Genomic DNA, 12,074 nt, shown 5'->3' with positions numbered 1-12,074 from the left:
CAGACGCCCGGTTGAGGGCGGCTGGACGTCGGGGCTCGGTGGAGCTTGGCGACGCAGGAGCCTAGCGGAATAGAGCGTGCGAACCCTTCAGGGCCGCCCCGATCCTTCTTTTCTTCTGCCCTTCAAACCACCCACGGGTCAGTATCGAAGAGATGGAAAAGACCGGCCTTTCCCTCCCGGGTCTCCTTCTTCGTCTTCCTTTTCAGAATCTTCCGCTCCTGGCGAGCCTTGCGCCTTTTCTTCTCGTCAGCCTTCCAGCAGTCCCGGAGAACCGGGCGCAATTCTTGATACTGGCCTGTAATGCGGCCGTAGGACACGCGGCGGTAGCGCGCGAAGCCTCCGAAACGATCGACATTTTTCAGTAAAGTGGCTCTCCCCAGCCCGGGATAGAAGATGACGGCAACGCCATCCTGCGCATCGGGTGATGAAGGCAGCCGGAGGAGAAGAGTGGCGAAGCCATTCGAGGTCTGAACCCATCCGGGCGCTGGCCCTGCCAGTTTCCGCAATGGCATCAGGTCGAAGTCGGGACAGTTCTCGGCTATGGCCGCGGAGAGAGGCGGAGACCTGTGCCAGAAGCTGGCGCTACAGCCCGGCCAGTCTTTTGAGGCGTCCGTCGGAAACAGGATTCCGAAGACGGTGATGAGATCAGCCTCATAGACAAGCTGACCGCCCTGCCATTTGGCAAAGCCCGGATCATCGAAGCAGTCGAAATACTCCATGCCCCGGATACTGACGTCGGGATAGTCGTCAGAAAGCCCATCTCCGTGACGGAGGAAGGACGTGCCGATGCCGTTTTCGAGGGTCATCACCAGCGTCGTGTCGTTCTCCCACGCCATCTGGTCTGGTGCACAGGTCCGGTAGGCGCGCTCTCCGGCGATCTGGCGCAGACGGTCCTGCGGGCCGGTGAGCGTGAAGACTGTTGTGACGGGAGTAGCCACGGAAAGCATCCTTTTCTTTTTTCAGATGCTCTCCCGCAAGGCGCAGACGGCTGGACGGGACAATGGCGCGCCCTCCAGGGCGCGGGCCGCGTGCGGCCGAACCATTGTGGCGGCCAGACGGCCTGTGGCGACTGGACTTCCTTTTCTCGCCCCTTCCCTGCCTGTCCCCACCAGCAACTCCTCTATCCTTCATCTGTTTCTATGGATGTTCAACCAACCGGCCTCGCCGGAGCCTATTGAGAAACAGGATGCTTTTATGAAAACTTCCCTGATGATTGCCGCTGCTGCCGGACTTCTGGGAACAACACTTGCTTCCGCCCAGGCAGAGCCGGGTGGATGCCTCAAGTACGGTGCCGCAGGCGCCGTAGGTGGCCATGTTGCCAACCATCATGGTGTTCTGGGCGCCACGGGCGGATGCATCACCGGTATGTACGTCCGACATGAATATCGGAAGGAAGCACGTCACAAGGCGGCGCTTTATGACAAGGATCATCCAGGAGCCAAAGGCTCCTATGAAGAGAAGGCCACGGCCTATGACGTGGAGCATTCCACAAAGCCTGGTCAGATGAATGGGACTGCGGCCGAAGCGCCGAACGGTCAACCGCAGTAAAAGCCACTCTCCCGTATGGGATCAGAAAGGCAGGGCTTTGCCCCGGCTTTTTTTTGTCTTCTTTTTCTGCTTTGGCGCTGCTGGATGGGTCTCTGGGTAGCGGTCCGTAAGAGCGCTGTCCCTCAGCGTATAAGTCGCAGGCCGAAGGCCTAGTCTTACCCTCAGTACAGATACAGGGGAGAACAGGATGACGACTTATTCTCACAAACGGGAATACCACCAGTGGTTCGCCTGAGGCTGAGGCCCCGGGGTGGGCCTTCGCGCGTTGAGCGGAGCGACAACGCGCACGCGGCCTGGAAGAGCCTTCAGGCAGAACTCAAAGGTGCGAAAGGCGAAGACAGGATCCGCACCCTCCTGAACGATCTGGGACGGCCAAGCCTCCATGACGTTCGTCTTCCCAAGGCCTCTGGTGATGGCACAACCCAGATCGACCATCTCGTCCTTTTGCCCCGTGCCCTCATGGTCATCGAGACCAAGCACTATGCAGGCCATCTGAGCGGGCATCCGAATGACGAATACTGGCGCCAACGTCTAGGGAAAGAGGAGGCTGGCCGCCTGATCTACAGCCCTCTTCGCCAGAATGCGGGCCATTGCGCAGCCGTCCGCGCTGTGACGTCACAGGCCTGTCTGGATGTGGAGATCCTGAATCGCGTGGTCCTGACAGGACGCGCTAGCGTCAGCCCGGCCCTTCAGGCCAGTGTCAGAACCCCGGACGCCCTCGCCGACGAACTGCGACACAACTGCGGAGAGGCGTCAGGACTGATGATGGGCTTGTGGCAGAGGATCGTGCGCGTCGCCCATCACACAAAGAGATAGGCGATAGCGTCTTATTCCACGGCAATACCGATGGCGGCCGCTGTATACCGGGTTGTCGGCAGGATCCTGACCACCACCTCCCCGCTAACGTCGGAGAGATAGAGAAGCCCGTCTTTCGGGCAGCCCAAAGGGCGCCCATCAGGATCGAGCACCAGGCGAAGGCTGGTGATCGGGCTGACTTCATAAACATGATGCTCGTCCCAGGAGACGAACGCCTGAATCCGCCCTTTTTCAAGCACAGTATGCAGCGTTCCCGGGAGAATACCTCGGGTTTTCTGCTTCAAACGCTCTGACATGAACTGACCAACAGCCTCTTTCTGCTGTTCGGTCAGGCTCTCATATGTGCAGGGGGCGGGATAGATCGGTTCACCAGTCACGCGGCCAGTCCTTCCTTGCTGAGATGGATAAGGAAAGCCACAGAGGGGCCTCCCTTATCGAGACAGGTCAGTGTTTTGCCGACGCCTGGCGTTGCTCGTCAATAAAGTCCGTGACGTCTTTCAGGACGCCATCCGGAATTTCCTCACCGTCATCAAGATCGACTTCCAGACCTTCAGCCGGTGCCTCCGTGCTGCCAGCCGACAGGCCCAGGCAGAAATCCGGATCTTCAGGATCGTAATCGACCCGCACAGCCCATCCATCCGACAGGAAGACGAAATCGCTGAGCAGTCCGTCATCCTCAAGATCGTCGTCGTGCTCCTCCTCAGCCTCGGATGGCAGATCGGAGGCCTTGCAGACACCTGCATACTGGCCAGGAAAGGCCGTGTTCAGCGCATCCACAACCTGCTGGGTCTGCGGACGAAAAGGCCCGGTCTTTGAGACCGGCATCGCATCACACATCAGTTCAGCTTCCAGCAGGTGGAGGTCACATGCTGACTGAAGGTCAGACGCGTATTGCCGTTGTGATCACCAATCAGCTCGCACCGCACCCAGGTGTAAGGCTGTGCCGCACCATTATCCTTCTGGAGGATCAGGATATTGCCCTCCTCGCCTGCGCTGGAATGGATGAGATAATTCTTGTTCAGAAGATCCTGAAGACTGTCAGGGATGGCTTCAAATGTGGTTCGGACAGAGGCCGCATGGCCTCCGGCCACGGGTGACGGGGTCGCAATCCCCATGCTCCCAAGCGCGGGATCGAGGGCCAAGGCTGGCGAAAGCGCAGCGGCCGTGAGGCCGGCTGCCAGGGCGAGAGAAGAAAGAAGGCGGGTCACGGTCTGTCCTTGCGGTTCATTGGATCTGAAAAGATCGCTTTACCCCGCAAAGGTAAAGACCGCTTCTGCGACTTCCTAAAAGAGAATCAGAGCTTTGCAGGGCGTCCGCGACGCTTCTCCGGGATTTTCCGCACAGGCACCTCAGGCGCGGTCTCTTCAACAGGCGGCTCAGTCTGACCGTTTTTTCCTTGGCCAAGACCGATCTCGCGAGCAAGCTCCGTGCGACGACGGGAATATCCTGGCGCCGTCATGGGATAGTCGTAAGGCAGGCCCCACTTCTCGCGATACTCTTCCGGCGTAAGATTGTAGGCCGTTTTGAGGTGGCGCTTGAGCAGCTTCAGCTTTTTTCCGTCTTCGAGACAGATGATGTAGTCCTCGAACACGGACCGCTTCGGATTGACCGCCGGGACCAGCTCGACTGGCTCTGGCTCCGGCGCCTGACCTGCCGTCGCAAGGGCTGCATGGACAGTCCGGATCAGCTCGGGAATCTGTTCTACCGGTACCTCATGAGCACTGACGTAGCTTTCGACAATATCGGCCGTTAGATGACGGAAATCTGTTTCAACGTCTGTGGTCATTTCAAATGCCTTTTTCAAATTTTGACTGTGTAGAGTGTCTGTCTATACGCAAGATAACATGACAGGTCACTGAGGTCGCGTCGCTCGCGGCATAGGAGCCGGGGCAACACCTCGTCCCAGATGACGGTGTTCGGAGCAGTAGTGCGTATCGCCTTTCGGTCCGATGAACCCGAAAGCCGCCCCCTTCCCGCACACGTCGCAGTCATAAAGCCAGCCAGACTTCGTCCTGGGCCGCAGGGAGGTGTATGGCCTGTCGTCAGGACTGTGATGATCGGGCATGCCTTAAAACCCCATGGCATCAAGAGCGGCCGCCGTGTGCCGGAACCGGCCCCCTGTCTCTCTTCTCTTCGATTGCCCCTGCTGGCGCAGCCAGCCCGTCACGCGATGCTCGGCAGGGATGTCCTCAATGAAGCCTGACGGCCTCGCTGAAACACCCTGACGATAGCCGACACTGCTGATCGTGGCCTGTTGCATCGCACGGGTCAGCGACACATAGGCCAGACGGCGCTCCTCCTCATAATTGCGCTCGCCCATCCCCGGAAAGACTGTCTCTTCCCAGGCTGGCAGGAAAACGTGGGGAAACTCCAGACCCTTGGCGCGGTGCATGGTCATGAGCTGCACCCGATCGCGCCCACGCTCGTTCGGTGAGGCCGTGGCAAGGGCTGCGTGCTCCAGAAGATCCTGAAGCCGGGTAAAGCCCTCGGCCAGCCCAACCAGCTCGGACAGGTTCTGCAAGGCCGTCTCCCCTTCTTCAGACGCGGCCTCCCGCCACATCGTGTAGTAGCCGGTCTCCTTCAGGAGCGTATCGAGGCGATCACAGAGCCGCATGTCCGGGATCTGGCCGATCCGGGAGACCGTCTCACGGAAGGCAAGCAGGCTGTCACGCACCTTGGCGGGAAGCGTGGCCGTAGTGACGGCGGCACACAGGCTGAGGCCGCGATCCTGCGCCTTCTGCTCGATCTGGCCAAGCGCCTTGGCGCCAAGGCCGCGCCTGGGCACATTGGCCACGCGCCGGAACGCCTCATCGGACTGGCGACTGTCCGGACAGGCCGCCAGCATCAGGAAAGCGAGCGCGTCTTTCACCACGGCCCGGTGGTAGAACCCGACGTCGCCGATGATCTCGTAGGGAATACGCGCCTTGAGCAGCGCTTCTTCCAGAGAGCGGGACAGACGGTTGATCCGGTAGATCATCGCCATGTCGTGCCAGGCGACGCCTTCTGCCGCACGACGTCCCATCTCGGCTGCAATCGCGTCGGCCTCATCTGACGCATAATCGTAGGTGAGCACCTCGATCTTCTGACCATCGCCCTTCTGGGTAAACAGCGTCTTCGGGATCCGGCCCGGGTCTCGCGCGATGATGGCGTTGGCGGCCTGGAGGATATGATGCGTCGAGCGGAAGTTTTCTTCGAGCTTGAAAAGTCTGGCCCCGTCAAACTCCCGAACGAAGTTCCGGATGAAGCCAATTTTGGCCCCACGCCAAGAATATATTGATTGCGAATCATCGCCCACGGCAAAGAGTTCCCGTGAGTATTCAGACATATAGGTGAGCCACAGCATCTGCGCACGGTTCACGTCCTGAAACTCATCGGCCATCACAGACGTGAAGCGCTGCGACCACCTGTCACGGTAGGATCGGTCATTCATCAGCGCAAGCGTTGGCCACATCAGCAGGTCCGAGAAATCGGCGGCATTCTGCTCGCGCAGGGTCGCCTGATAGATCTGGTAGAGCCGGACGGCAAACTCCCAGCCTTCGACATCGACCATCTGACGCGCTGCACGGCGGCGCTCGATCAGCCCGCGCACCCAGGCCGGTGCGGCCTCAGGTGTGACGAGGTTCTCCTTCAGATGCCCGATCCGCTCGCCCATTGTCTTGACCTGCCGGACGTCACACTTCTTGCCTGTGTCCGGTTCGGGCACAGTGTCGGGGTCCATGGCCTTCATGAGACGACGGATCAGCGCCGTCGCATCGTCTGCATCGCGGATATCGAAGCCGGGGTGCAACTGCGCCACCTCAGGCTCTGCCCGGAGCTGCCGCGCCCCGAGGCCGTGAAAGGTGCCAAGCCAGAACGGAGCCTGTCCCTCGCCTAAAACGCTCGTGATGCGCTCGCGCATTTCCTGAGCAGCCTTGTTGGTAAAGGTCACGCACAGGATCTGTGACGGGCGCATCCCATACATCTGAATCCGGCACGCCACACCAGCCGTAAGCGTCTTCGTTTTTCCCGTTCCGGCCCCGGCCAGGACCAGCACGCGGCCAAGCGCCATGGCGGCCTCACGCTGCACAGGGGTCAGCGGATCCAGTACGGGTGCGAGGGTTTGGGGATAGGCGCTCATGCGGGCACCTGCTCAACCGGATAGACTTCAGACGCCACCGGATCCTCAACGGCCACGACATTGCTGCTGTCGGTAAAGAGGGTCAGCGGATGATAGAGATTGAAGCCCTCATGAGGGCCGTCCCAACGCCCGGCAATGACGAGGGCCAGTGCGCGGTTCAGGCCGCTGCCCAGCCACACGAGCTGATGCGGGACCGGCATCTCCGGCGCTTCAGGATCCGTACAGCCGAGGCGGCGCGCATGATCCATCCAGATCGCAGAGGCCTTTTCGTGGCCCAGCATGTTGAAGGTCAGGCCGCTCTTGAGAACCATCTGGTCGATATGCTGGCGGGCCGTTGATCGGGTGTCGTTATACATCATGACGTCCTCAAAAGCCTTGGGGCAGGCTGACAAAGTGAGCGTTGGGAGTTCAGGTCCGTTCAGACGGACGATCGTGGACTTGCGGGTGAAGACGATCAGCTCGCCGTCGCGGTCCCAGGCGTCATTCAGGCGATCACCGCCGATCACGACACCCTGCACCAGACCCTCGGGCGTCTGCGCCTCGCAGAAGACCTCAGGGGCAGAGGATCCCACCCCGGCACGCTTCCAGACCTTCATGGCCTCCGTGTCCTGCCGCCACAGGATCAGCGTGACGGCCTGCCAGCTCAGACGGGATTTACTCTGTTTCATGCGGCCACGTCCTGACGGGCGCGGCGCTGCAGGACCGCGTTCCAGTCCTTGTCCCTGGCACTCGGCGAGTAGCGCAGGGGTTTCAGCCCGGCCTCACGGATCATGGGTGCATAGATCTCTTCGTAACGGTCGCCCTGGGCATCGCAGTCCACGGCAATCATGACACGGCCGCCTGCCTCAAGGGTGCCGAGAAGCGCACGAAACTCCTCCAGGGCCTCGGGGCTCATGCCGCCACCTGTTGAGACATACAGGCTGGGTTCGAAATTGAACGGGTCCATGGCTGCATAGGACAACACGTCGATGGCAGACTCACCGATGACCAGACGAACGGGCGTTTCCCCTTTTTCGCCAGTCCTCATCCGGAAGAGCATCTTGCCACCGCCGCCCGAGGAAAAGCCGCGATAGTCCGGCCCGCGCATCTCCATGCCGGTCAGCTCGCCTGCGTTGTTGCTATGGGCGAACCAGGCCGTGCCCTTCATGCCCTCACGCAGAAGACCCTGCTGGATCGCCAGACGAAGGACGCTCTCCGGCAACGCACGGTCGCGGGTCAGATAGGTCCAGGCGGCCGACCCCGGATGGGGCGCCTGACGGTTCTTCCACATATATTGCGGATCACGCGCGGGCTTGCGCTCCTTCGGTTCCGCCACGTACTCGGCCCCGCTCGGCGTCAGGCCCAGCATTCCACGCAGTTCAACGCGCGCGTTGCCAAGGGACATGCCCGGATTGAGGAACCGGACCAGGTCGATGACCGAGCCTTTGACGATCGAAGAGGAGTTATGCGGATCCCACCAGCCCTTGCCGCCGTGGGTCACGATGATGCTCTCGCCCTTCTGGCGACGAAAGCGCATGTGACGGGCGGAACTTTCGGACCGGGCGAACCTGTAACCGGCATGTTCCAGAACAACGATGCAACTGATCTCGTCACGAAACTTCTGGAGTTCGTCGTTCATCTGCTGAGGCGAGTTCTGGTAAGCCATGACGGAAAATCCTCCGGAACGTCCGTTACTTTCGATCTTTGGGAAGTATAGTAAATTACCGTCACAATATCCACTGAATATAACGGAATACCGTGCAATATATTTACTTGTTTTATGGAAATAGTTCTTGCGTCCAGCGCGACAAAAACCAGTTTTTCTTGTTCGTCCTGCGGGGGTCTCGGGGGCAGCGCAGCCCCCGGTGTTGCCGCTGAAAGGAAATGTGTGGAGACGTTTTTCTCGTCCCGTCCTGCCAGGAACACGACAGTTGCGGGCCGAGGGTGTCAGGACCGGAAGACTGCGGATCGGCAAAAGCGGGTTGCGGGCAGCGCGGGACATCGTCCTGCGATGAACGCGGCCTTCTTTTGACGAAAGACGCGGTCTGGAGCCCGAAGGGTTGTCTTGAGACCCTCGGTCCGTGACTGTCACACTGATCGCATGACGGCGAGGTCGGAACACAGCTCCGTGCCACCCCGCAAGGGGTGGTTGAAGCGGCAACGTCTGATGGTTCGGCATGAACGGATCCTTCAAGAAGTGTCACCAGTCTGCCCGTGCCATCTGCGACTGAAGCGCTCGGCCTCAGCTTTTTTTCAGGGATCGCGCATCCTTCCTCTCCTCATCGTCCTTCTTCGTCTGCCCTTTCTGTCGCTCCAGGTCCGCCAGTGTGCGTCTCACGGCCTGTGAGAACCGCGTTTTTCCGTCCCAGAAACGGCGTGAATACGCGCGGCGGTCCACCGTCGCCGTCCTCATGCCACACCTTCCGGACGATCAAGGCTGTCCAGGAGCTTCTCGTGTGACCGACGGCGCAGGGTCGCGGCCTTGCGGCGGAAACCGGCCGTCAGGCGCGATGGCAGCATGAGGGACTGATCCGTGTCCTCCAGGAGCACGGCCTCTGCCATGAGGCGGACACTCAGCGCGCGCGCTTGACTGCGAGGGACTGTGAGGGGAGCGGGCGTCGAATAGAACATAAAACCTCCTGAGACCCGCCTCTGTCAGGAAGCGGGTATAAAAAGACCGGCTCCAGGGCCGGTTTGCGTGCGTGTTTCGAAGAAAGAGGACGTCAGCGGCCTGTGTCGGTGAGGATCCTCACATCCCCGTCCTGGGCGCTCACGACGATCTCGGGTTCAGGCGGCCCCTGATCGGTACCCGGGCGGACTTCGTAAGCGCCGCGCACGAACACGAGCTGGCCCTTGCGGGCGCGTCGCTCCAGAAGATCTGTCAGAAAATCGTTGTGGCAGACGATCCTGTGCCACACGGTCTGGGGGACGCGGCGGCCGGTGTGGGGGTCGGTACGGTGGCTGTCCGTCGCCAGACGGAAAAGGGCCACGCGGTGTCCGTCCTGTCCTGTGCGGATTTCAGGATCCGCGCCAAGGTTGCCAATGACGATGGCAAGGCTGAGGGTCTGAGCCATTGCTCTGTCCTTTTCTCTGGCCCGTGTCAGAAAAGCTCGGCCTGCACGGGCGCGGCAGGGAGAGGCTGGTGTTCGGATGGCAGGGAGATCCGGAAGCGCTGTGCCAGACGGGCCAGATCGGCCCGGTCGCGTGCCTCCTGCTCGGCGGCAAGGGCGCGCGTGTAGGCGTCGATCAGCCCGCTGCCGATGATGCGGTTGCGGATGTCGCGTTCGACGTCCGACCAGGTCCACGCCGGATCGCCATAACAGCGGTACAGGGCGATGCCGCGCAGGAAGCCCAGACGCGCCTGTGTCGTGGAGAACTGCGCGCCCCAGAAGCCGTGGATGTCGTAATGGGCGATATGCCCGAACATCTGGCTCAGGCGGTTGTACAGTGTGCGGTTCCACGCGCTCTGCGGAAACCCGCGTGCGATGAAGGACAGGAGCGCGTTGCCGATTTTCGCTTTCTCGACCGTGTCACTGAACTGCGTCGCGGTGAGGCCCTGAGGCTCGATCGGCGGCCGCCGCAGGGACGGGCACGCAATGGATGCTGGCTCTATGCTGCTCATGACCGCACCTCGCGGTTAAGCATCGCCTCAACCCTGGCGAGGTAGGCTTTGAACGGCGTCTCCTCAGGGATCATCCTGATCCACTGCTCGGTACCGAGGGATCCCTTCCACCGGGCCTCGCAGAAGCCCTCGGGATGATCGCTCCCACGCTCGGGTGTCACAGACACAAGAAAGGAGGCCTCCGGATAGTCGCCGCGCAGGCGCGTGCCGTACTCGGCGACGGCTGCCCGGATCCCGGCAAGATCAGGCGCCTCGATCCGGGTCTTTCTGTAACGGCCCGGAGATAAACAGGAGATTAAGCTCCCGTGAGAGGCCGCAGGGATGGCAGCCAGAGTGTATGTCGGCATGGTGATCTCCACACAGGACAGCGCCGCCCGTGAGGGCGGCTGATCTCGGATCGGTCAGAGAAAGGCGGGAAGCACCACCACCAGAACGATGAAGGCTGCGAACAGCGCTGCACCTCCTACGAAGCCCGCGACTTCGAGCCATTCTGTGCGGTTGCGGGGACGCAGATTGGAAAAGTCGGCCATGTCATTCTCCTGTTTTCTTTCATGACCTCTTCCGGCGACCGCAGCGGAGACTGGCTGGCAAAGGCGCTGCAACGCAGCGGGATCGGACGACCCGCAGCGCAGCGAGGACACGGCCGACCCACCCTTTGCCAGACAGGCTCCGGTGTGGTGCCTGCCCTCTCTTTTTTTCCCTTCCCCCTTTTTCTTTTCCCGCCTCCTACTGCGCGAGATTGGCGACCTGCCGCGCCAGGCGGACACAGAGCGCACGCGTCACGGGATCGTCCTCGTCCACAACCGCACCGGTCAGAACCGGCAGAAGGCGGCGCGCTTCAGGTGCCGAGAGATCCAGATGCCAGCACGCGCCGATCTGCGTGGCCACCGCATCCGGCTGATCGACCGGGCGGACGGACACCGAGACCTCATTGCCGTCCACGTCTCCGGGTTCGAGAACGGTCTTCTGACCGTCTGGCAGGCGAACCGGGCGCAGCCCGCTCTCGTTCGGCTCGTCGGCCGTTGCGTCCAGCACAAGCTGACCGGCTGCCTCGGCCGTCTCGGCCTCGACCTGAAAGGTGACGCGATCGGAGAGAAGCTGGCGCTCGCTGAGCGTCACAATAAAAACGGGCATGTCGGGCTCCAGAACTGAAAAAGGCCGCTCCGGAACGGGCGGCCTTGAAGGGCGGACGAAAAAAGAAAGGCTTAGTCGCTCACAAATTCGGAGCTGCCGAACACGTCCTGCCAAGGGCTGTTGCTGGTCAGGTGGCAGTCGGACTGCCAGTCGTAATATCCGGACTTGAACCGCGACGTGATGGCCTGGAGGGTTTCGGTCGCCGTCTCATCGAGATCCTCCTCGGTCCGCACAGTCACACTGCCGTAGTGGCTTTTGCGGACGGAAAACTTCACCTTCGGGAAAGCCTTCTTCAGCATCCGGCGGATGTTTTTGGCCGCCAGCGTGCCGCTGCTGTCGTCGCCCTGCTCCAGATGGGCATAGTCCGGGTTGACGCGGAGTGCTGCGACCTCGGCGGCATGTTCGGCTTTCGCGCGCGCTTCGGCTGCCACCTTCTCAGCCTCAACCTCTTCGGCATGGGTGCGGAGGAAGGCGATCTCCTCAGCGCTTGCCAGTTTCTTGTCGGCTTCGATCCGCCACTGGACACCGCGCAGAATGGCCTCGGGCAGACGACGGGAGATCGAGCCACAGGCAAAGACGATATCGTAGGAGGCGCTCCCGCCCGACACGATGGCCCCGCCACGCGACAGGGACCGGACGGTGGTCGGGCTTTCCTTGCCGTAAACAGCCATGACGATTCCGGCTCCCCGGCTGTAGAGGTGAGTGTAAACGCGGGTGCCGACCTGAATGGGAGCGAGAGTGGGGACGAACATCGTCTGATCCTTTTCCTTTGGATTTTCGTGATGTCTTCTCCCGCGTCAGCGCGGGAGGGCCGGGTCAAAAGCGGCGCGTGCGCCGGCACCGGAAGCGGCGCAGCCG

At 61.3% G+C, this 12,074-nt stretch carries 17 protein-coding genes; 2 read left to right on the top strand and 15 right to left on the bottom strand.

The genetic code is table 11. From position 1 onward, the window contains the following. Nucleotides 1-122 precede the first annotated feature (122 nt). Nucleotides 123-947 carry a hypothetical protein gene (locus tag GFJ39_RS06235; protein WP_153430518.1) on the bottom strand — a complete coding sequence of 275 codons (825 nt, stop codon included), beginning with the start codon at nt 945-947 and terminating at the stop codon, nt 123-125. Nucleotides 948-1,194: 247 nt separating this feature from the next. Between GFJ39_RS06235 and GFJ39_RS06230 the strand changes: the two genes are divergently transcribed. Further along, nucleotides 1,195-1,548, top strand: coding sequence for a hypothetical protein (locus tag GFJ39_RS06230; RefSeq protein WP_099213647.1), 354 nt, complete (start codon nt 1,195-1,197; stop codon nt 1,546-1,548). Nucleotides 1,549-1,770: 222 nt separating this feature from the next. Beyond that, nucleotides 1,771-2,364 carry a nuclease-related domain-containing protein gene (locus GFJ39_RS06225; RefSeq protein ID WP_325062850.1) on the top strand — a complete coding sequence of 198 codons (594 nt, stop codon included), beginning with the start codon at nt 1,771-1,773 and terminating at the stop codon, nt 2,362-2,364. Nucleotides 2,365-2,375: 11 nt separating this feature from the next. Here the strand turns inward: GFJ39_RS06225 and GFJ39_RS06220 are convergent, their stop codons facing one another. The 14 genes from GFJ39_RS06220 to GFJ39_RS06155 form a co-directional block, all read right to left on the bottom strand. Further along, the gene (locus GFJ39_RS06220) at nt 2,376-2,741 is read right to left on the bottom strand and encodes a hypothetical protein (RefSeq protein WP_325062849.1); all 366 of its coding nucleotides are present in this window, start codon (nt 2,739-2,741) and stop codon (nt 2,376-2,378) included. Between the two features lie 67 nt (nt 2,742-2,808). After that, entirely contained in the window at nt 2,809-3,201 is a 393-nt protein-coding gene (locus GFJ39_RS06215) for a hypothetical protein (protein WP_153430517.1), read from the bottom strand. Then, complete coding sequence (locus GFJ39_RS06210; RefSeq protein WP_325062848.1) at nt 3,201-3,572, bottom strand: ABC transporter substrate-binding protein; 372 nt, start codon at nt 3,570-3,572, stop codon at nt 3,201-3,203. Before GFJ39_RS06210 ends, GFJ39_RS06215 begins: the two co-directional genes overlap by 1 nt. A gap of 86 nt (nt 3,573-3,658) precedes the next feature. Then, nucleotides 3,659-4,150, bottom strand: a complete 492-nt coding sequence (locus tag GFJ39_RS06205) for a MucR family transcriptional regulator (protein WP_153430516.1) — start codon at nt 4,148-4,150, stop codon at nt 3,659-3,661. Between the two features lie 282 nt (nt 4,151-4,432). Beyond that, entirely contained in the window at nt 4,433-6,481 is a 2,049-nt protein-coding gene (locus GFJ39_RS06200) for an ATP-dependent helicase (protein ID WP_153430515.1), read from the bottom strand. Further along, nucleotides 6,478-7,149, bottom strand: coding sequence for a hypothetical protein (locus tag GFJ39_RS06195; RefSeq protein ID WP_153430514.1), 672 nt, complete (start codon nt 7,147-7,149; stop codon nt 6,478-6,480). The genes GFJ39_RS06200 and GFJ39_RS06195 overlap by 4 nt, the downstream gene beginning before the upstream one ends. Continuing rightward, the gene (locus GFJ39_RS06190; RefSeq protein ID WP_153430513.1) at nt 7,146-8,126 is read right to left on the bottom strand and encodes a DUF3991 and TOPRIM domain-containing protein; all 981 of its coding nucleotides are present in this window, start codon (nt 8,124-8,126) and stop codon (nt 7,146-7,148) included. Before GFJ39_RS06190 ends, GFJ39_RS06195 begins: the two co-directional genes overlap by 4 nt. 743 nt (nt 8,127-8,869) lie before the next feature. Next, nucleotides 8,870-9,091, bottom strand: coding sequence for a hypothetical protein (locus tag GFJ39_RS06185; RefSeq protein WP_016738684.1), 222 nt, complete (start codon nt 9,089-9,091; stop codon nt 8,870-8,872). A 92-nt stretch (nt 9,092-9,183) separates the two neighbouring features. After that, a complete protein-coding gene (locus GFJ39_RS06180; RefSeq protein WP_015074910.1) occupies nt 9,184-9,534 on the bottom strand; it encodes a single-stranded DNA-binding protein in 351 nt (116 codons plus the stop codon). 26 nt (nt 9,535-9,560) lie between these two features. After that, on the bottom strand, nt 9,561-10,082 hold the full coding sequence (locus GFJ39_RS06175; RefSeq protein WP_153430512.1) for a hypothetical protein: 522 nt from the start codon (nt 10,080-10,082) through the stop codon (nt 9,561-9,563). After that, nucleotides 10,079-10,429: a hypothetical protein gene (locus tag GFJ39_RS06170; protein ID WP_153430511.1), complete on the bottom strand. Its 351-nt coding sequence runs from the start codon at nt 10,427-10,429 to the stop codon at nt 10,079-10,081. Before GFJ39_RS06170 ends, GFJ39_RS06175 begins: the two co-directional genes overlap by 4 nt. A 54-nt stretch (nt 10,430-10,483) precedes the next feature. Then, nucleotides 10,484-10,612 carry a hypothetical protein gene (locus tag GFJ39_RS14445; RefSeq protein WP_267902333.1) on the bottom strand — a complete coding sequence of 43 codons (129 nt, stop codon included), beginning with the start codon at nt 10,610-10,612 and terminating at the stop codon, nt 10,484-10,486. 196 nt (nt 10,613-10,808) lie between these two features. After that, nucleotides 10,809-11,216: a hypothetical protein gene (locus GFJ39_RS06160; protein WP_153430510.1), complete on the bottom strand. Its 408-nt coding sequence runs from the start codon at nt 11,214-11,216 to the stop codon at nt 10,809-10,811. Nucleotides 11,217-11,287: 71 nt separating this feature from the next. Next, complete coding sequence (locus tag GFJ39_RS06155; RefSeq protein WP_061507382.1) at nt 11,288-11,968, bottom strand: LPD29 domain-containing protein; 681 nt, start codon at nt 11,966-11,968, stop codon at nt 11,288-11,290. Nucleotides 11,969-12,074 lie beyond the last annotated feature (106 nt).

Source organism: Gluconobacter aidae (genome assembly GCF_009547075.1).
Taxonomy (GTDB): Bacteria; Pseudomonadota; Alphaproteobacteria; order Acetobacterales; family Acetobacteraceae; genus Gluconobacter; species Gluconobacter aidae.
Note: the sequence above shows the minus strand (reverse complement) of the source record. Positions and strands in the feature narration are given on the sequence as shown.

Excerpts from the sequence above, each read along its gene's own strand:
- GFJ39_RS06190 (WP_153430513.1), bottom strand. The coding sequence starts at position 8,126 with ATGGCTTACCAGAACTCGCCTCAGCAGATGAACGACGAACTCCAGAAG.
- GFJ39_RS06215 (WP_153430517.1), bottom strand. The coding sequence starts at position 3,201 with ATGTGTGATGCGATGCCGGTCTCAAAGACCGGGCCTTTTCGTCCGCAG.
- GFJ39_RS06235 (WP_153430518.1), bottom strand. The coding sequence starts at position 947 with ATGCTTTCCGTGGCTACTCCCGTCACAACAGTCTTCACGCTCACCGGC.
- GFJ39_RS06175 (WP_153430512.1), bottom strand. The coding sequence starts at position 10,082 with ATGAGCAGCATAGAGCCAGCATCCATTGCGTGCCCGTCCCTGCGGCGG.
- GFJ39_RS14445 (WP_267902333.1), bottom strand. The coding sequence starts at position 10,612 with ATGGCCGACTTTTCCAATCTGCGTCCCCGCAACCGCACAGAATGGCTC.
- GFJ39_RS06185 (WP_016738684.1), bottom strand. The coding sequence starts at position 9,091 with ATGTTCTATTCGACGCCCGCTCCCCTCACAGTCCCTCGCAGTCAAGCG.
- GFJ39_RS06170 (WP_153430511.1), bottom strand. The coding sequence starts at position 10,429 with ATGCCGACATACACTCTGGCTGCCATCCCTGCGGCCTCTCACGGGAGC.
- GFJ39_RS06195 (WP_153430514.1), bottom strand. The coding sequence starts at position 7,149 with ATGAAACAGAGTAAATCCCGTCTGAGCTGGCAGGCCGTCACGCTGATC.
- GFJ39_RS06230 (WP_099213647.1), top strand. The coding sequence starts at position 1,195 with ATGAAAACTTCCCTGATGATTGCCGCTGCTGCCGGACTTCTGGGAACA.
- GFJ39_RS06200 (WP_153430515.1), bottom strand. The coding sequence starts at position 6,481 with ATGAGCGCCTATCCCCAAACCCTCGCACCCGTACTGGATCCGCTGACC.
- GFJ39_RS06180 (WP_015074910.1), bottom strand. The coding sequence starts at position 9,534 with ATGGCTCAGACCCTCAGCCTTGCCATCGTCATTGGCAACCTTGGCGCG.
- GFJ39_RS06155 (WP_061507382.1), bottom strand. The coding sequence starts at position 11,968 with ATGTTCGTCCCCACTCTCGCTCCCATTCAGGTCGGCACCCGCGTTTAC.
- GFJ39_RS06160 (WP_153430510.1), bottom strand. The coding sequence starts at position 11,216 with ATGCCCGTTTTTATTGTGACGCTCAGCGAGCGCCAGCTTCTCTCCGAT.
- GFJ39_RS06205 (WP_153430516.1), bottom strand. The coding sequence starts at position 4,150 with ATGACCACAGACGTTGAAACAGATTTCCGTCATCTAACGGCCGATATT.